Origin of the sequence: Flavobacterium sp. GCM10022190 (genome assembly GCF_042656445.1) — a bacterium.
Lineage (GTDB): Bacteria > Bacteroidota > Bacteroidia > Flavobacteriales > Flavobacteriaceae > Flavobacterium > Flavobacterium nitratireducens.
In genome coordinates, this window is sequence record NZ_JBHSOQ010000002.1 from 578,231 (window position 1) to 597,304 (window position 19,074).

The 19,074-nt window shown below is 33.2% G+C and carries 18 protein-coding genes; 7 read left to right on the forward strand and 11 right to left on the reverse strand.

The window, feature by feature from the left end; all coding sequences use genetic code 11:
* Window positions 1–124: 124 nt before the first annotated feature.
* The 3 genes from gyrA to ACFPTQ_RS09375 all read left to right on the forward strand — a co-directional run bounded on the left by gyrA (window position 125) and on the right by ACFPTQ_RS09375 (window position 4,834).
* Window positions 125–2,773 (forward strand): DNA gyrase subunit A, encoded by a 2,649-nt coding sequence (gyrA, locus tag ACFPTQ_RS09365; RefSeq protein ID WP_379776742.1) that lies wholly within the window; start codon window positions 125–127, stop codon window positions 2,771–2,773.
* Window positions 2,774–2,818: 45 nt separating this feature from the next.
* Complete coding sequence (locus ACFPTQ_RS09370) at window positions 2,819–4,093, forward strand: tetratricopeptide repeat protein (protein ID WP_379776744.1); 1,275 nt, start codon at window positions 2,819–2,821, stop codon at window positions 4,091–4,093.
* A gap of 162 nt (window positions 4,094–4,255) precedes the next feature.
* Window positions 4,256–4,834, forward strand: a complete 579-nt coding sequence (locus ACFPTQ_RS09375; RefSeq protein WP_379776746.1) for a nucleosidase — start codon at window positions 4,256–4,258, stop codon at window positions 4,832–4,834.
* Here the strand turns inward: ACFPTQ_RS09375 and ACFPTQ_RS09380 are convergent.
* The 8 genes from ACFPTQ_RS09380 to ACFPTQ_RS09415 all read right to left on the reverse strand — a co-directional run bounded on the left by ACFPTQ_RS09380 (window position 4,831) and on the right by ACFPTQ_RS09415 (window position 11,907).
* Window positions 4,831–5,301 carry a hypothetical protein gene (locus ACFPTQ_RS09380; protein WP_379776748.1) on the reverse strand — a complete coding sequence of 157 codons (471 nt, stop codon included), beginning with the start codon at window positions 5,299–5,301 and terminating at the stop codon, window positions 4,831–4,833. The genes ACFPTQ_RS09375 and ACFPTQ_RS09380 overlap by 4 nt on opposite strands.
* A 1-nt stretch (window position 5,302) precedes the next feature.
* Window positions 5,303–5,899 carry a peptidoglycan DD-metalloendopeptidase family protein gene (locus tag ACFPTQ_RS09385; protein WP_379776751.1) on the reverse strand — a complete coding sequence of 199 codons (597 nt, stop codon included), beginning with the start codon at window positions 5,897–5,899 and terminating at the stop codon, window positions 5,303–5,305.
* 203 nt (window positions 5,900–6,102) lie between these two features.
* Window positions 6,103–6,843 carry an acyl-[acyl-carrier-protein] thioesterase gene (locus tag ACFPTQ_RS09390; RefSeq protein WP_379776753.1) on the reverse strand — a complete coding sequence of 247 codons (741 nt, stop codon included), beginning with the start codon at window positions 6,841–6,843 and terminating at the stop codon, window positions 6,103–6,105.
* A gap of 24 nt (window positions 6,844–6,867) precedes the next feature.
* Window positions 6,868–7,788 (reverse strand): tRNA (adenosine(37)-N6)-dimethylallyltransferase MiaA, encoded by a 921-nt coding sequence (gene miaA / locus ACFPTQ_RS09395; protein ID WP_379776756.1) that lies wholly within the window; start codon window positions 7,786–7,788, stop codon window positions 6,868–6,870.
* Between the two features lie 29 nt (window positions 7,789–7,817).
* Window positions 7,818–9,179, reverse strand: a complete 1,362-nt coding sequence (locus ACFPTQ_RS09400) for an exonuclease domain-containing protein (protein WP_379776759.1) — start codon at window positions 9,177–9,179, stop codon at window positions 7,818–7,820.
* A 94-nt stretch (window positions 9,180–9,273) separates the two neighbouring features.
* Window positions 9,274–9,939 (reverse strand): YggS family pyridoxal phosphate-dependent enzyme, encoded by a 666-nt coding sequence (locus tag ACFPTQ_RS09405; RefSeq protein WP_379776762.1) that lies wholly within the window; start codon window positions 9,937–9,939, stop codon window positions 9,274–9,276.
* Between the two features lie 27 nt (window positions 9,940–9,966).
* On the reverse strand, window positions 9,967–10,854 hold the full coding sequence (locus ACFPTQ_RS09410; protein WP_379776765.1) for a 3-hydroxyacyl-CoA dehydrogenase family protein: 888 nt from the start codon (window positions 10,852–10,854) through the stop codon (window positions 9,967–9,969).
* An 87-nt stretch (window positions 10,855–10,941) separates the two neighbouring features.
* On the reverse strand, window positions 10,942–11,907 hold the full coding sequence (locus ACFPTQ_RS09415) for a Gfo/Idh/MocA family protein (protein ID WP_278035558.1): 966 nt from the start codon (window positions 11,905–11,907) through the stop codon (window positions 10,942–10,944).
* Between the two features lie 123 nt (window positions 11,908–12,030).
* Between ACFPTQ_RS09415 and ACFPTQ_RS09420 the strand changes: the two genes are divergently transcribed.
* Entirely contained in the window at window positions 12,031–12,672 is a 642-nt protein-coding gene (locus ACFPTQ_RS09420; RefSeq protein WP_278035559.1) for a protein-L-isoaspartate(D-aspartate) O-methyltransferase, read from the forward strand.
* 1 nt (window position 12,673) lies between these two features.
* Here the strand turns inward: ACFPTQ_RS09420 and ACFPTQ_RS09425 are convergent, their stop codons facing one another.
* Window positions 12,674–14,101 (reverse strand): L-serine ammonia-lyase, encoded by a 1,428-nt coding sequence (locus ACFPTQ_RS09425; RefSeq protein ID WP_379776769.1) that lies wholly within the window; start codon window positions 14,099–14,101, stop codon window positions 12,674–12,676.
* 83 nt (window positions 14,102–14,184) lie between these two features.
* On the reverse strand, window positions 14,185–14,643 hold the full coding sequence (gene smpB / locus ACFPTQ_RS09430) for an SsrA-binding protein SmpB (protein ID WP_379776772.1): 459 nt from the start codon (window positions 14,641–14,643) through the stop codon (window positions 14,185–14,187).
* Window positions 14,644–14,712: 69 nt separating this feature from the next.
* Here smpB and ACFPTQ_RS09435 point away from each other — a divergent pair, with 69 nt between their 5' ends.
* The gene (locus tag ACFPTQ_RS09435; protein ID WP_379776775.1) at window positions 14,713–14,940 is read left to right on the forward strand and encodes a VF530 family DNA-binding protein; all 228 of its coding nucleotides are present in this window, start codon (window positions 14,713–14,715) and stop codon (window positions 14,938–14,940) included.
* Here ACFPTQ_RS09435 and ACFPTQ_RS09440 read toward each other — a convergent pair.
* The gene (locus ACFPTQ_RS09440; RefSeq protein ID WP_379776778.1) at window positions 14,937–15,791 is read right to left on the reverse strand and encodes an aldose 1-epimerase family protein; all 855 of its coding nucleotides are present in this window, start codon (window positions 15,789–15,791) and stop codon (window positions 14,937–14,939) included. The genes ACFPTQ_RS09435 and ACFPTQ_RS09440 overlap by 4 nt on opposite strands.
* 143 nt (window positions 15,792–15,934) lie before the next feature.
* On the opposite strand from ACFPTQ_RS09440, the gene ACFPTQ_RS09445 reads away from it, so the two are divergent.
* On the forward strand, window positions 15,935–18,190 hold the full coding sequence (locus ACFPTQ_RS09445) for a M1 family metallopeptidase (RefSeq protein WP_379776780.1): 2,256 nt from the start codon (window positions 15,935–15,937) through the stop codon (window positions 18,188–18,190).
* 147 nt (window positions 18,191–18,337) lie between these two features.
* A complete protein-coding gene (cmk, locus tag ACFPTQ_RS09450; RefSeq protein WP_379776783.1) occupies window positions 18,338–19,027 on the forward strand; it encodes a (d)CMP kinase in 690 nt (229 codons plus the stop codon).
* Window positions 19,028–19,074 lie beyond the last annotated feature (47 nt).

The window sequence follows — 19,074 nt, forward strand, 5'->3', positions numbered from 1 at the left end:
CAAAACCTAATGTTAATTTGTTAATAAATCGTTGAAATTAGTAGCTTGAAAAGCTTTTAGAAATTTCAAAAATCCGTATATTGGCACGTTTTGAAACGAATATAATTAATTAATATAACAACTTATGTCTGAAGGAGAAAAGTTAATTCCTATTAACATAGAAGATGAAATGAAATCAGCTTACATCGATTATTCGATGTCGGTAATTGTATCCAGAGCGCTTCCTGATGTTAGAGATGGTTTGAAACCTGTGCATCGAAGAGTACTTTATGGTATGTATGATTTAGGAGTAACTTCAAGATCTGCTCATAAAAAATCGGCAAGAATTGTTGGGGAAGTTTTAGGAAAGTACCACCCACACGGAGATACATCTGTATATGATACTATGGTGCGTATGGCACAGGAGTGGAGTATGCGTTATTTGTTAATTGATGGTCAAGGTAACTTCGGATCTGTAGATGGTGATAGTCCAGCTGCGATGCGTTATACCGAGGCTAGAATGAAAAAGATTTCAGAAGAAATTCTGGCTGATATCGAAAAAGAAACGGTTGATTTTCAATTGAACTTTGATGATACTTTGTATGAGCCAAAAGTAATGCCTACACGAGTTCCTACTTTATTAGTAAATGGAGCGACAGGTATTGCAGTAGGTATGGCTACAAACATGCCTCCACACAACCTTACTGAAGTAGTAAATGGTACATTGGCTTACATTGATAACAATGATATTGAAATCGATGAGTTAATGACTCATATTAAAGCTCCAGATTTCCCTACAGGAGGAGTGATTTATGGTTATGAGGGTGTTCGTGAAGCATTCAAAACGGGTAGAGGACGTGTTGTAATGCGTGCTAAAGTTGTTTTTGAGGAAGTTGAAGGAAGAGAATGTATTGTTGTTACTGAAATCCCGTATCAGGTTAACAAAGCAGATATGATTAAACGTACTGCAGATTTAGTTAACGAGAAAAAAATTGAAGGAATAGTCAATATTCGTGACGAATCGGATCGAAATGGTATGCGTATCGTTTATATTTTGAAACGTGATGCAACGCCAAACGTAGTATTAAATACTTTATTCAAGTTTACTCAATTACAATCATCTTTCAGTGTTAATAACATTGCATTGGTAAAAGGTCGTCCACAAATGTTGAATCTGAAAGATCTGATTCATTATTTTGTTGAACACCGCCACGATGTTGTTATTCGTAGAACACAATTCGAATTACGCAAAGCAGAAGAAAGAGCGCATATCTTAGAAGGATTAATTATTGCTTCTGATAATATAGATGAAGTAATTGCGTTAATTAGAGGTTCTAAGAATACGGAAGAAGCTCGTGAAAAATTAATCGAAAGATTCAATCTTTCCGATATTCAGGCTAGAGCAATTGTTGAGATGCGTTTGCGTCAATTGACAGGTCTGGAACAAGATAAGTTAAGGGCTGAATATGAAGAGTTAATGAAGTTAATTGAGCATTTAAAAGCTTTATTAGCAGATGTTAACTTAAGAACAAATGTTATCAAAGAAGAATTAATCGAGATTCGTGACAAATATGGTGACGAACGTCGTTCAACAATTGAATATTCAGGTGGTGATGTAAGTATAGAGGATTTAATTGCAGATGAAAATGTGGTTATTACAATTTCTCACGCTGGTTATATTAAGCGTACCAACTTATCTGAATACAAAACGCAAAACAGAGGAGGAGTAGGACAGAAGAGTGCAGGAACTAGAGATCAAGATTTCTTAGAACATATGTTTGTGGCTACAAACCACCAATACATGATGTTCTTTACTCAAAAAGGAAAATGTTTCTGGATGCGTGTTTATGAAATTCCTGAAGGAACGAAAACGGCTAAAGGAAGAGCCATCCAAAACTTGATTAATATTGAAAGTGATGATAAGGTTAAAGCCTTCATTTGTACTCAAGATTTAAAAGATCAGGATTATATCAAGACTCATAACTTAGTGATGGTAACTAAGCAAGGTCAGGTTAAGAAAACTTCTTTGGAGAAATATTCTAAACCAAGAGCTAATGGAGTTGCTGCAATTACGATTAAAGAAGGTGATGAATTATTAGGTGCTGAATTGACTAATGGAGAAAGCCAAATTATCTTAGCAGTTAAATCTGGTAAGTTAGTTCGTTTTGAAGAAACGAAGACGCGTCCAATGGGAAGAACTGCTTCTGGTGTTCGAGGAATTACCCTGAAAGACGAGAAAGACGAAGTAATTGGCATGGTAACTGTTGATAAAGATGCAATTAGTGATTCTCAAATTTTAGTTGTAACTGAAAATGGATACGGTAAACGTACTAAATTGGTTGAAGATGATGGTGTAGATGTATACCGAATCACAAACCGTGGAGGTAAAGGTGTTAAAACACTTAATATTACTGAAAAGACAGGAAGTTTAATTTCGATTTCTGCGGTAACGGATGCAGATGACTTAATGATTATCAATAAATCAGGATTAACTATCCGAATGGCTATTGAAGATCTAAGAGTAATGGGTCGTGCAACTCAAGGTGTGAAGTTGATTAACTTGAAAGGAAATGATTCTATTGCTGCTGTTGCAAAAGTAATGAAGGACGAAGAAGAAGAAGTGGTTGTTGACGAAGAAGGAAACGTAATTCAAGCAGAAGCAATCGAGCGAGTTAAACCTGTTTTAGAAGTATTAGAAGATGAAGGTCCAGTAGAGGATGACGATGAAGAGGAAGAGGAAGATGAAGAAATTATTGACGATGAATCTGATGATGATTCAAATGACGAAGATTAGTAATAACTACATTTAAACAATTATTAAATTTTAAAAATGAATATTATGAATGGTAAATTTATAATGCTTACATCAACTTTATTGCTTTCTTTTGCAACTTTTGCTCAGAAAAAAGAGTTAAAAGCAGCTGAAAAAGCTTTAAAAGGAGGTGATGCTAAAGAAACTTTAAACCTGTTAAAAGCTGCTGATGCTGTAATGTCAGCTGCAACTGATGAAGAAAAAGCCCAATATCTTTTTCTAGAAGGAAATGCTTATTTAGATCTTGTAGATAAAAAAATTGACGCCGATGCTAATATGACTTTGGCAGCTAATGCATATAAAAAGCTAATCGAAGCTGAAAAAGTTTCAGGCAAATTAAAATATTCTGCTCAAGCAGCAACTTCAGTTGACAAAATCAAAAATTTATTAATTAATAGTGCTGTTGCTGCTACTAAAGAGAATAATAACATTGATGGGGCAAAAAAATTGTACGAAGCCTATATGTTAGACAAAAAAGATACAATTAATTTGTATTATGCTGCATCAACTTATGTAAATGCTAAAGATTATGATAAAGCAATGGAGTTGTATTCTGAATTAAAAAGATTAAATTATTCAGGGAAAATGACGCAATACCTTGCTGTAAGTAAAATAAATGATCAAGAGAATAATTTTGCTACAGCTGCTGAAAGAGACAAAGCGGTAAAATTAGGTACACACGAAAAACCAAGAACAGAGGAAATCCCTTCAAAAAGAGGTGAGATTTATAAGAACATGGCTTTGATTTTAGTGGAGAAAGGTCAAATTGCAGAAGCTAAACAAGCAGTAGCTGATGCCGTTAAAGCAAACCCTGATGATAATTCATTAAAGTTAACAGAGGCTAATTTGTACTTGCAAACAAAAGATTTTGAAAAATACAAGCAAATCATAAATGATGTATTGGCTAAAAATCCTAACGACTATGCTTTAATTTATAATTTGGGTGTAATTGCTGCAAATAATAATAATAATGAAGAAGCAGAGAAATATTATAAAAAAACTATCGAATTAAAACCGGATTATTTGAATGCTTATATCAATTTAGCAGTTCTAAAATTGCAAAATGAAAAAGTGCTAATTGAGGAAATGAACAAATTAGGTACTTCTGATAAAGACATGAAAAGATATGATGTTTTGAAAAAGAAGAGAGAAGATTTGTTTAGAAGTGTTTTACCTTATTTGAAAAAAGCATATGAATTAGATCCTGAAAATGAAGATGTTGCTAAAACGCTTTCAGGAGTGTATTCAGCTTTAGAGATGACGGCAGAGAAAAATGCTATAAAAGAAAAAATGAAAAAATAAATTTTATTCATTCTATAAAATTTGAGCCATCTTTGATTGAATCAATGATGGCTTTTTTATTTTGTGAATGAGATTCAACAGGCTGTCAATTATTTGTAATTTTGATGCCAATAATAAGAACTCGATTTGGAGTTTAGTGAATTTATAAAACATTTGATTGTAATGATAATCATAAATAACAAACAATTTTTATTAGAAAATGTACTTTTTGTTTTTGCTTTGGAAATGGAAGCAGCGGCGGTTTTTGATAAACACAACACCTTGTTTGTTGGTGTAGGAAAAGTAAATGCTTCGTATCAATTAACAAAAGCAATCCATCAAAAAAGACCTGAATTGATTGTTAATTTAGGTTCGGCAGGAAGTAGTAAATTTCAAAAAGGAGATGTGATTTGTTGTACCCAATTTGTGCAACGTGATATGGATGTTAGTGGATTGGGCTATGAACGTTATGTAACTCCTTATACAAATATTCCTTCTGTTTTAGAATATGGTTTGCAAATAGAAAATCTACCTCATGGAGTATGTGGAACTGGGGATAGTTTTGAAATGGGGCATATCGAAACTAAATACAATGTAGTTGATATGGAGGCTTATGCGCTAGCTACAATTGCAAAAAATGAAGAAATTCCCTTTTTATGTCTTAAATATATCTCTGATGGAGCTGATGATAATGCTGCAGAAGATTGGCCGGTTTTGGTACATAAAGCAGCTGTTGCTTTTGGCGAGTTATTCCGAATTTAAGGTTTGTAATTTTCTACCCAATCGGAGGTTTTAATGGCCGAAACTAAATTTTCAGCATTTATAAAAACACGTAATTCTTTGTTGGCTACCTTTTTGGTATACATGGCTTTAAATCGATAAATAGTAGTTTTATTATCCTTATTTTGATATACTTCTGCTAATTGTAGGTCTATAAATGTGCCATACCACATTCGGTATTTAGTGCAAGTTTTTGATAATTTATCAATTGTTATGTTGTTGATTACGCTTTGTGTAGCTTCGTTACTAGTAAAAGGCTTGAATTTAGAAGTGTTACATGTCATTAATACGCGTTTACCTAGTTCATAAGCTTTGTTTTTCTGACTGCTACTGATTTGGTTAGAGGGTAGTTTTACTATATCATTTTCTTTTGGTTCGTCGTAATTAACTTTTTTTGATTTACATCCTACAACTACTATCAGACTTAAGATAAGTATTAGTTTTTTCATTTTAGATTTTAATTTTTAATAATAAATTAGGGTCAGGGCAATTTTCTTTATAAAAATCTAAATTAGATTGACTGCAAACACCAGGGTAATCGCCTCTATAATCACCAATATTTTTAATAATTTGAAAATGCAAATGCGGAGCATAATCCCCATTTATTTCAGCTATTCCTAATGTTGCTAGTTGGTTTCCTTTTGTAAAAGGCATTCCGATTTTTAGATTTTCTATACTTTCTAACGAAAGATGTCCGTATAAAGTATAAAAAGTTTCCTTTTTTATTGAATGTTTTAAAATGATCGTAGGGCCATAATCACCAATTTCAGTGTTATTGTTGAAGCTATGAACGATTCCATCAAGTGGGCAAATTACTGGAGTACCTGCCGCTGTCCATAAATCTATTCCTAAATGGATATTGCGTTCTTCGGTACTTTCGTTGTTAAAATGAGTACTTCTTTGGTACAAATTTCTTTTTTCTAAATAGCCACCAAAAGCAATTTTCGAATTGAATTGTTTTCTTTTTTCTTCAATATAATTTTCAACCGAAACGGCATCTGTTAGATTGACTTTTGATAATTCAGAATTGTAGACGGATAAATCCAAAGGAATATAATCCTTTTGCGAATGAGCATTAGCTAATAAATGGATTGGGTTGGTATTTTGAAAAATAGTTTCGATAACTATTAAATTTTTTGTTTTAAAGTTAAATAGAAAAAACCAAGCTGACAATCTGGTTTGGCATGATAACTTTTTGTAAATAACAATTTTAGATTGTTCTTAGAATTTACTTCAAATTCATTTCAAATTCATTTCAAATTCATTTGCAAGGCATAGCAGTTTTTATCTTCTTTGGTAATACTAAAAACAATACAATCATCGGATACATTCTCATGAATCATTACTTTATCTCTTAGCGAAAGTTCTTTCATGAAATTCATTTCAAAACTTTTGACTTTTTGTTTCAGAATAATATTTTCATCAACCAAATCCATACACCATTCCAGGTATTTGACATTATTTACATGATTAACAATATCCAAGTCAGATAAAATAACCGTTTTGCTAAAAACTTCTTCCTTTTCAGGATTAATGTCAATTTTAGAAAAACCTTCTTCTGTTGCCCGTACATCTGGATATAATTCAAAATGATCATGCGGTAAAGTTAATAATTCTGGACGACGTTTTTGAGTATTGAAAACAGCCCAGAAAGTTTCGCAACCCACCATTTTTTCACCATTCACGTACATTTCCAAAGCACGTACCGAACGTGAATTTTCTAAGCTATTAATCCATGTTTTTACCGTTACTGTATCTTTCCATTTGGGCAAAGCGCTAATTTCAACACGCATTCGACTCAAAACCCAGGCTTGATCAAATTCTTGCATATCACTAAAGCTGATACCACCAATTTCGGCATGTTCGGCTGCGGTCAATTGCAAAAGATTGCATAATTCGGTGTATTTTAAACTTCCTGACGGCAAACATTGGGTAAAATTGATTTCATATTCTTTGCTGTATATTGAAGTGAAATTAGCTACTATTGGCATTTTGATTTGTTTGTTGTTTTTTGTTTATTGTTTGTAGTTACGAACGTAATCAATAATTTCTTCTTTGTTGGTTAAATAATCAAACCATTTGGTGTTTTCCTCACGTTTGAACCAAGTTAATTGTCTTTTGGCAAAGCGACGGGTATTTTTCTTGATTTCTTCAATGGCAAAGTCCAAAGTGAGTTCTTTGTCAAAATAACTAAATAATTCTCTGTAACCCACTGTTTGAAGTGCATTTAACTCTTTGTAAGGATATAAAGCTTTGGCTTCTGCCAATAAACCTTCATTCATCATAATGTCCACACGCAGATTGATGCGGTTGTACAAAATATTTCTATCGGCTTCCAAACCGATGATAATAGGAGTGAAGCTTCTTTCGTTTTTCTTTTGGTTTAAAAAAGAAGAATAAGGTTTTTCGGTTCCAATGCAAACTTCTACAAAGCGCATCATACGTTGCGGATTAAGTAAGGTTTGTGGGTTTTCATTATTTATTTTTTCGAAATAATTAGGATCTCTTTCTTTGAGTTGCTCCTGTAAATAGTTAATTCCTAATTTTTCATATTTGGCATTTACTTCTTCACGGATAGCTGAATCTATTTCGGGGAAATCGTCAAAACCTTTTAAAACAGCATTTACATACAAACCTGAACCACCAACTAAAACTACATAATCGTTTGTTTTGAATAATTCTTCAATACAGTTGATGGCTTCTTTTTCATAATCACCAACGGTATAATTCTCAAAAATCGATTTATTTTGAATAAAATGATGTTTTGCTGCTGCTAATTCCTCAGGATTGGGAACAGCAGTACCGATAGTCATTTCCTTAAAAAACTGCCTGCTATCACAAGAAACGATATCGCATTTAAAGTGATTAGCAATTTGTATGCTCAAGGCTGTTTTTCCTATCGCTGTAGGACCGACAATGGTGATTAAATATTTCATAAATTACTTTGCTTAACTTGTTTAAGGGCTTAAAAATGAATGATTTTTAATGCTTTCTTTTTTCTGATGTAAGCTTGAATAATACGTTGAACATCTCTGTTGTTTTCCATCGGAATGAGGATGTTTTTTAAAATATCAGGGTTTGTTATTTGGTAATTTAAATCAAAAAAAGCATAGCCTTTGAATAGTCCATTTTCAACTAATACAGCACTTCTTTCATTTATATTTCGACCACGATCAATAATAATCATGTTTTTATTTTCAAATGAAAGGCTTTTAATGCAGTTTTGAACACGTTCATTGTAACTTTCTACAGGCTCTTGATTGATGCAGGCGCCTTTGCATTCTTTTAAATTATATTGGAAACATTCTTTTTTGGAATCATAGAGACCATTGATTTTTTGGCATAGTTCAAATTCTTCTGTTATTTTGTATAAAAATGATTTTCCTTCTTGTAGAGAGGCAAATGAAGTTATTTCCTTTTTTCGACCGTCTGTTTTTTGTAATTTAAGGTTTAAGTAGCCGTTAGTATCTGTTTCTAAATAAAGCGCATAGATAAAGATATTTTTACGCTGTGCTCGGTTAAGAATTGGTTTGTTGATTTTAATTTCTAAACTTTCTTTTAATAGCGCAATTAACTCACTTCCTGTTTCATCATAGTTTACGGTATAAACATCGTTTTGAATTCGTTTGCTTTTTTTTGTAATTCCAGTAAAATGTTGGTTGATTCTTTTTTTGATATTATTGCTTTTGCCAATGTAAATGATAATACCATTTTGATTGTGTATGTAATAGACTCCTGTTTTAGAAGGTAAACTTTCAATAATATCTAGTAGTTTTGGCGCAATTCCTTTTTTAATTTCTGTTTTGATTAGACCAGTAATGATTGTTTTTTCAAGGTCTTTTTCCAATAGCATTTTGAATAACTTAACCGTTGCCATGGCGTCGCCACTAGCACGATGCCTGTCGGCCATTGGAATACCCAAAGCACGAACTAACTTTCCTAAACTGTGAGAAGTTTGTTCTGGTAGTAATTTCTTTGACAGCTCTACAGTACAAAGCGTTTTAGTATTGAAATCATAACCCAAACGACGGAACTCTGTTCGAAGGATGCGGTAATCAAAATCAGCATTATGGGCTACCAAAATACAATCAGTAGTGATTTCAATGATGCGCTTAGCTACTTCATAAAACTTAGGAGCCGAGCGCAACATTGCATTGTTAATTCCAGTCAATTTTACCACAAACGGCTGAATGGGAATTTCAGGGTTGACCAAACTGATAAATTGATCCACTATTTGATGGCCATCAAACTTATAAATAGCAATTTCGGTAATGCCTTCTTCATTATATTGACCTCCAGTGGTTTCTATGTCTAATATTGCGTACAAAATAAGTATTCCGTTTTAAGTGTCATTGCGAGGAACGAAGCAATTTCATTAAGCTGTTTAAATGACTTTGTTCCTTGTAATGTCGAGTTCATGTTTATCTTCCTCCAAAAATACTGCTTCCAACTCTAATCATGTTGCTGCCACAATCAATGGCAACTTTATAATCTCCAGACATTCCCATGGACAAAGTTAGGAGTTGGATGTTAGAAGTTGGAAGTTGGTTTACCATATCAAAAATAGTTTTTAAATGAGTAAATTCTTTTTTGATTTGCTCCTGATTATCAGTAAAAGTAGCCATTCCCATTAAACCTACCACTCGAATGTTTTGTAATTCTTCTTTGTTGTTTTGAATAAAATCAAGGATTTCGTTCAATTCGGTTTCGTTAAGTCCAAATTTTGTTTCTTCTTCGGCAATATGCATTTGAAGTAAACAATCAATTATACGGTTGTTTTTTTGAGCCTGTTTGTTGATTTCTTGTAATAATTTCAGACTGTCTACTCCGTGAATCAAACTCACAAAAGGTGCCATGAATTTCACTTTGTTGGTTTGAACATGACCAATCATGTGCCATTGAATGTCTTTTGGCATTTGTTCCCATTTTTCAGTCATTTCCTGAATTTTGTTTTCGCCAAAAATTCGTTGACCTGCTTCATAAGCCTGCATTAAATCCGATACTGGTTTGGTTTTAGAAACCGCAACCAGTGTAACTTTTTCGGGTAAGGTGGATTTTATATTTTCTAAATTGGATTGTATCGACATGTTCAATATTTTATTTAACTAATTCAACTAAAGAAACTGTTTAGCAACCTTTTCTGCTTTTTTGCTTTCACTATAATCGTAAAATCCTTCTCCCGATTTTACACCCAGTTTTTTAGCATTCACCATATTGATTAAAAGGGGACAAGGAGCGTATTTAGGGTTTTTAAAACCATCATACAATACATTCATAATCGAAAGACAAACATCCAATCCTATGAAATCAGCAAGTTGTAAAGGCCCCATTGGATGCGCCATTCCCAATTTCATTACATTGTCGATTTCGCTTACACCGGCCACTTTGTTGTATAGCGTTTCAATAGCTTCGTTAATCATGGGCATTAAAATTCTATTGGCAACAAATCCTGGATAATCATGAGCTTCAACTGGAGTTTTGCCTAATTTTACAGATAAATCCATGATGAACTTTGTTACTTCGTTGCTGGTGTTATAACCACGAATAACTTCGACCAAAGGCATTATTGGTACTGGATTCATAAAATGCATTCCAATGACACGTTCAGGATGCGCCACAGTAGCAGCAATTTGTGTAATGGAAATAGAAGAAGTGTTTGTTGCAAAAACAGTGTTGTGCGAACAGTATTCGTTCAGCTTTCTAAAGATTCTAAGTTTTAAATCAAGATTTTCGGTAGCAGCTTCAATGACTAAATCAGCTCCTACAACGCCATCTTCAATGTCGGTATAGCAAATAATATTTGAAAGGGTTTTTATTTTATCTTCGGCAGTAATGCTTCCTTTTTTTTGCATTCTGTCCAAATTGGTAAAAATAGTATTCATGCCTTTTTCTAAAGCTTCTTCGGAAATGTCAACTAATTTTACCGTAAAACCGTTTTGAGCAAAAGTATGAGCAATTCCGTTGCCCATTGTTCCTGCACCTATTACTGCTACTATTTTCATTCTCTAAATTTATTAAATTTAAAAAGTTTAAGGTTTAGAGTTATTAATAACAACTTTAAACCTTAAACTTTGAACTTGTTTTTTGAATTATTTCTTAAAACAAGCTATAATTTGATGCGCTACTCTTAAAGCATCGGTAGCTTGATCCAGTGTTACAATTGGTGTTGTATCGTTGTTAATGGCATCTGCAAATGTTTCTAATTCGTCTAAGATGGCATTGTTTTGCTGTACATCAGGATTTGAAAAATAGATTTGTTTTTTCACACCTTCAGCATTTTGCAAAATCATATCAAAATCTCCCGGAACTTCAGGAGCGTCTTTCATTTTTACTACTTCACATTTCTTTTCTAAAAAATCAACTGATATGTAAGCATCTTTTTGAAAAAAACGGGTTTTGCGCATGTTTTTCATCGAAATTCGGCTGGCTGTCAAGTTGGCAACACATCCATTTTCAAATTCGATTCGGGCATTAGCAATATCCGGAGTTTCACTAATTACCGATACTCCGCTAGCACTAATGTTTTTTACTTTTGATTTTACCACACTCAAAATCACATCAATATCATGGATCATTAAATCCAAAACCACTGGAACATCGGTACCTCGAGGATTGAATTCAGCCAAACGGTGTGTTTCAATAAACATTGGGCTTTCAATCATGTTTTTAGTAGCTATAAAGGCTGGATTAAAACGTTCTACGTGACCAACTTGCCCTTTAACATTGTACTCTTTAGCCAAAGCGATAATTTCTTCTGCTTCTTCAATAGTATTAGCGATTGGTTTTTCAATAAAAACGTGTTTCCCTGATTTTATGGCAGTTCTTGCACATTTATAGTGGGAAAGGGTAGGAGTTACAATATCAATTACGTCTACGGCATGAATTAATTTAGCAATGGTATTAAAGTTAGTATATCCAAATTCTTTAGCAATTTTTTGAGCGTACTCTTGATTTTCATCATAAAAACCAACCAATTCGTATTTTTCAGACTGTTGTAATAAACGCAAATGAATTTTTCCAAGATGACCAGCACCTAAAACTCCTACTTTTAGCATGATAATGTATTTTTAACAAAAGTAGGAAATTCAAATTGAAAAAATAGTATAATTGATTTGGATTTTGGATTTTGCTTTTTGGAATTTTTACTGTTATTTTTACAAAAAAATAAACCCTAAACATTGAAAGATACTGCCAAACATCAAGGACTTCGCAATCAATTAGTAAGCACTTTGCAACAAAAAGGGATTACTGATCTAGCAGTGCTTGATGCGATTAAAAAAATTCCAAGACATCTGTTTTTAAACTCCAGTTTTGAAGATTATGCCTATCAAGATAAGGCATTTCCTATTGGAGCAGGACAAACAATTTCCCAGCCTTATACTGTTGCTTTTCAATCGCAGTTATTAGAAGTGAAAAAAGATCATAAAGTATTGGAAATTGGTACAGGATCTGGTTATCAAACAGCAGTATTGTGCAAAATGGGGGCTAAAGTTTACAGTGTAGAAAGGCAGAATGAATTGTTCAAACAAACCTCGGTTTTGTTGCCAAAATTAGGAATCCGACCGAAGCATCTTACTTTTGGAGATGGTTATAAAGGCTTACCAACTTATGCGCCTTTTGATAGCATTATTGTAACTGCTGGCGCACCGGTTATTCCACAACCTTTAATGGCGCAGTTGAAAATAGGAGGAAGATTAGTAATTCCATTAGGTGAAGAAGTACAAATTATGACCTTACTTATTCGTAAAAACGAAACCCAATTCGAAAAACATGAATTGGGTGAGTTTCGTTTTGTTCCTTTATTAGAAGATAAAAATTGATTTAACAGTCGGATAAACTTACTGCAACTGCTAATCCTCCCTCTGAAGTTTCTTTGTATTTATAGTTCATGTCCTTAGCGGTTTCCCACATGGTTTTGATTACTTTATCTAAAGGAACTTTTGTGTTTTTGGGGTCGGTTCCTAAGGCTAATTCAGCGGCATTAATCGCTTTAATTGCGCCCATTGTATTTCTTTCAATACAAGGAATTTGAACTAATCCACCAATAGGATCACAGGTTAATCCCAAATGATGTTCCATAGCAATTTCGGCAGCAATTAAAACTTGCTCCGGAGTTCCGCCCATTAATTCGCATAGTGCTGCGGCTGCCATTGATGATGAAACACCAATTTCGGCTTGACATCCACCCATTGCAGCAGAAATAGTTGAACCTTGCTTAAAAACACTGCCAATTTCGCTGGCTACCAATAAAAATTGTTTGATTTCGTTTTCGTCTGCTTGATGATTTTCGATGACCATGTAATACATTAAAACAGCTGGAATTACACCTGCACTTCCGTTAGTAGGAGCGGTAACCACTCTTCCCAGTGAAGCGTTGACTTCGTTTACAGCTAATGCAAAACAACTTACCCATTGTAATATTTGTCTAAATTTAACTTCGGTCAAACGAATTTGTTCCAGCCAACTTTGTGGAGCATCGTATTGTGATAAACCAATAAGGTTTTTGTGCATGTCAAATGCTCGTCTTCTTACATTAAGTCCTCCAGGTAAAATTCCTTCTGAATGGCATCCAATATACATGCATTCAAGCATGGTGTCCCAAATTCGCATTAAGCCATTATGTAAATCTTCTTCTGAATGCATTGACTTTTCATTTTCGTATACAATTTCAGATATTTTTTTATTCTCGGCTTGGCAATGTTTTAATAATTGGTCAGCATTATCAATTGGATAAGGAAAAGCGCATTTGAGTTCTAATTTGTTTTTTGCTTCTTCACGTTCTTCATTTACCACAAAACCACCACCAATTGAGTAATAGGTATTACTGTATGTTTCATCATTTTTAGTAGTAATCGATAGGGTCATTCCATTGGCATGAAATGGCAAAAACTGCTTGTTGAAAATAATAGCATTGGAAGGATCAAAAGGGGTTACTATTTCATTTCCTAAATTGATTTTCTTTTCTTGTTGAATCTTTTCGATTATTGTGTTTATGTTTTGTACCGGAATATATTCGGGGTCTTGTCCGCTGAGTCCTAACATAATCGCTAAATCAGTAGCGTGACCTTTTCCGGTAAGGGAAAGTGAACCATAAAGATTAACTTCAATTGTTGCAACTGTATGTAGAAGTCCTTGCTCTCGTACTTCTTTTAAAAATCTTTCAGCAGCACGCCACGGACCTAAGGTATGGGAACTTGAAGGGCCAATACCTATTTTAAGCATATCAAAAACTGAAATACATTCTTCCATAATACAAAACTTTTTTTGGGGTTATTCGAAATAGATTCTTAGGATTCATCTGATTTGTATAAAGAAGTTTCGGGTGATTTTAATCAATTAAACGATTTCTTGATTCGATCTAAATCCCTTTTAGTATCCTGTTCTTTTAAAGATTCTCGTTTATCGTAATTTTTCTTACCCTTACAAAGTCCAATTTCTAGTTTAGCAATTCCTTTTTCGCTTGTAAATAATCGAAGAGGTATGATTGTTAAACCTTTAGCTTGTACACTTCGGGCAAGATTTTTTAATTCGCGTCTGTTCAAAAGCAATTTTCGTTCACTTCTGGATTTATGATTAAATTGATTTCCAAAAGCGTATTCTTCAATATAGGTGTTAATTGCGAAAAGTTCGTTTTTTTCATTAAATTCACAGAAGCTTTCAGTAATATTCGCTTTTCCTAATCGGACGGATTTGATTTCAGTTCCCGCCAGTACAATTCCAGCAGTATATTTTTCGATTATCTCGTAATCAAATCGCGCTCTCTTGTTGAGTATGTTGACTGTCTTTAGCATAGCTACAAATGTAGAAACAATTAGTAAAAAACCACAATTTTTAAACGAATTTGAATTATTTTTGCATTTATGGAAAAACCAATATCAAATGATCCGCTTCATGGTGTAACTTTAAAAGTTATAGTAGAAAAATTAGCCGATTATTATGGATTTGATACTTTAGCCGAATTGATTCCTATACGCTGCTTTTCTCATGATCCAAGTGTAAAATCCAGTTTGACTTTTTTACGAAAAACCAATTGGGCTCGAAAAAAAGTAGAGGAATTGTATGTAAAGTCCTTGTCTAAGTTTGATTAAATAATTTCAATTATAAATTTAGAGTTGAAAGTTTTATTGGCATCAATAATCTGGATTCCTTCTTTATTAAAAAGATTTCCATCAGATCCATTAGTGTCCGAATAGCCATACCAAGGTTCAATGCAAAGAAAAGGAGCGTTGTTTGGAGTCCAAATCCCTAAATGTGGAAAACCTTGAAAATGTACTTTTAAAAAGGGATTTTTATTTTTTAAGAGACTTACACTTTTTGATTCTAACTTTTTAAAAATTAAAGCGTCGTTTTCAAAGAGTTGATGTCGTAATTCAACTAGACCTCCTTTTTTTTCTAAAAATTCAGTTTGATTTGAAATTAAATTATTCTCTAGTAAATTGAATTCGAGTGGTTCATTTTTTTCAAATTCAAGTTGGTAATCCTCAAAATTTCCATCTAATGTAAAAGCTGGGTGTGCACCAATTGAGAAAGGTAATTTTGCAGCTGTTTTATTGAGGACTGTATATTCAATATTTAATTTGTTTTCCTCAAGACTATATCGGATTTGTAATTCGAAATCAAACGGATATACTTTCAAGGTTTCATCAGAAGATTGAACTGAAAAGGTAGCACTATTTTCATGTTTATCTATCAATTCAAATGTCATGTCTCTGGCAAACCCATGTCGGTTTAATTCATAATCTTTGTCGGCAATATGATATTTATTGTCTTTAAGCGTACCAACAATAGGAAATAAAATAGGGGAATGTTTTCCCCAATAATCTGGATTGCCTTCCCAGATGTATTCCTGATTGTTTTTTAAGGATGTTAAAGAAAATAATTCAGCTCCTTTGTGATTGATTTTGGCCGAAAGTATAGAATTAGATATAGTAGTTATCACTGTATAAAATAATTAAAGCTTAAGCGAATGTAGCGATATTTGGTTTAATGCTCAGGAAAAATATCTTAAAATTCAATTAAATTTATAAAACATCGAAAACATATGTATATTTTTTTATTAATTTGTCTAAAATAGGAAAAAATATGAAAATAAATAAGTTTAGCGCTATTTTTCAAATAGTAGTATTACTGGGAGGAACTTCGCTTGTAGCACAAGAAAACACTCCGTCAAAACAAGTTTCTAATTATAATTATCGTGATGCTTTTGCTCCTTTTTTTTATGAAAACAATGGAACATTAACACGTTCAGCCAGCGGACAGCCAGGTGCTGCTTATTGGCAAAATAGAGCCGATTATAAATTAACGGCGGTATTGAATGAAAAAACAAATGAAATTACTGGAACTGATATTATTAGCTACACTAATAACAGTACAGATTCAATGTCTTTTTTATGGTTGAATTTAGATCAAAATTTATTCAAATCAGATTCAAGAGGTGAGGCTGTTGTTCCTATTACAGGAAGTAGAAATGGCCGACAAGGACAGGTTTTTGATGGAGGTCATAAAATCAAATCGGTTAAAATTACTAAAATCGATAACAAACCAATTAATCCAGTTGAAGCTAAATTTGTCATTACAGATACTCGTATGCAATTGTTTCTTCCATCTGAATTAAAAGCAAAAGGTGGTAAAGTAGAGTTTAAAATTGATTTTTCATACATCTCTCCAAACGAAGGTTCGGACAGAACAGGTGTTTTAGAAACTAAAAATGGAAAGATTTTTACAATCGCTCAATGGTATCCAAGAATGTGTGTATACGATGATGTGAGAGGATGGAATACCAATCCGTATTTAGGTGCTTCTGAATTTTATTTAGAGTACGGTAATTTTGATATTTCGATTACTGCTCCATCTAATCATATTGTTGTTTGTTCAGGAGAATTAATTAATCCTACGGAGGTTTTTTCGGCAGATGAATTAAAAAAGTACAACGAAGCAAAGGCTAGTGATAAAACAGTAATGATTCGTTCGCTAGAAGGAGTTTTGGCTGCTAAAAATAAAGGAACAACTACTAAAACTTGGAAATTTAAATTATTGAATTCTCGTGATATTTCATGGGCTTCTTCGGCAGCATTTATAGTTGATGGTGCTCGAATTAATCTGCCAAGTGGAAAAAAATCTTTAGCCCTTTCGGTTTATCCAGAGGAAAGTGCCGGAAATCAGGCATGGGGTCGTTCAACAGAATATGTAAAATATTCAATAGAAAATTATTCAAAAAGATGGTTTGAATATACTTATCCAGTGGCAACGAATGTTGCTGGTAATGAAGGAGGAATGGAGTATCCAGGAATTGTTTTTTGTAGTTGGAAATCAAAAGGACAAGGATTATGGGGCGTTACTGACCATGAATTTGGGCATAACTGGTTCCCAATGATTGTTGGTTCTAATGAACGCTTGTTTGGATGGATGGATGAAGGATTTAATACTTTTATCAATAGTTTAAGTAATCATGATTTTAATAACGGAGAGTACAAGCATGAAAAAGAAGACATGCATGAAGCCAGTCTTATTTATACTGACCCCGAATTAGAACCAGTTATGACTTCTCCTGATAATATGAAAGAAGCTAATATTGGTGAATTGTGTTATTCTAAACCAAGTGCTGGTTTAGTAATTTTAAGAGAGCAAGTTTTAGGACCAGAGCGTTTTGATTTGGCTTTCAGGACTTACATTAAACGTTGGGCTTTCAAACATCCACAGCCAGATGATTTCTTTAGAACGATGGAAAATTTAGGAGGAGAGGATTTGAGTTGGTTTTGGAGAGGTTGGTTCCAAAATAATTGGAAGTTTGATCAAGGTGTAAATTCAATTAAATATGTAAAAAATAATCCTGCAAATGGAGTGTTTATTACTATAGAAAATTTCGAAAAAATGCCTATGCCAGTTATAATGGATATTAAATTTAAAAGTGGCAAAGTAGATAGAGTAAAATTGCCTGTTGAAATTTGGCAAAAAAATATTGAGTGGACTTTCAAACATCCTTCAACTGAAGAAGTAGAAAGTATTACCCTTGACCCGGAACATGTGTTTCCAGATAGTAATCCAGAAAATAATATTTGGAAAGCAGGAACAGGCTTAGTAGAAAAAGCAATTGATCCTGCGCCATATATAGGATCTTATTCTAATCCAAGAGTTCCTTATAAAATTACCGTATCTGAAAAAAATACTTTTTTAAACGTAGATATTCCAGATTATGCTTCTTTTATTGTGGATCCGATAGGAGAAAATTTATTCGAATCAAAACGTACAGGGTTAAAATTTAAATTTAAAGATGATAAATCGGGATTTGATATGATTGTAGATGCCGAAACAACCATTCCATTTACAAGATCAAAATAATTTCTTTTTAAAAATTTTATCAAACGGCTGTTGACATTATCGACAGCCGTTTTTGTTGTTAATTATATCAAGGAATTTTTTGTATGCTAAACTTAAAATAATGTACTTTTATCGTTTTAATGACAACCTATTTAGAAGACTTATATTTTGGATAAAAAGATTACAATTGCAATAGATGGTTTTTCATCTACAGGGAAAAGTACTTTGGCTAAACAATTGGCTAAAGCCTTGGGTTATGTATATGTGGATACAGGCGCTATGTATCGTGCGATTGCTCTTTTTTCAATGCAAAATGGCTTCATTAAAACCGATTATTTAGACAAAGAATCCTTGATAAAAAGTTTGCCAAACATTCAATTGCAGTTTCAATTCAATCCAGATTTAGGTTTTGCCGAAATGTATTTAAATGGTGAAAATGTAGAAAAACAAATTCGTACCATTGCGGTTTCTAGTTTTGTGAGTAAGGTGGCCGAAATTCCAGAAGTTCGTTCGAAATTGGTAGAACAACAGCAACAAATGGGCAAAGACAAAGGTGTCGTGATGGACGGAAGGGATATAGGAACAGTAGTTTTTCCTGATGCTGAGCTTAAAATTTACATGACAGCAAGTGCACAAACCCGTGCGCAAAGACGTTATGGCGAATTAATTCAAAAAGGCGATATGGTAACTTTTGAAGAGGTGCTGCACAATGTAGAAGAACGCGATTATATTGATACCCACCGTAGTAATTCTCCTTTAGTTAAGGCAGAAGACGCTGTCGAAATTGATAATTCCAATTTAAACAGAGAAGAGCAATTCGATTTGGTTTTAGATTTGGTACAACAAAAATTAGTATAGTGGTTTCTTAAAAACTACAAACGCTAAAAGAAAAAATATATTTCTTC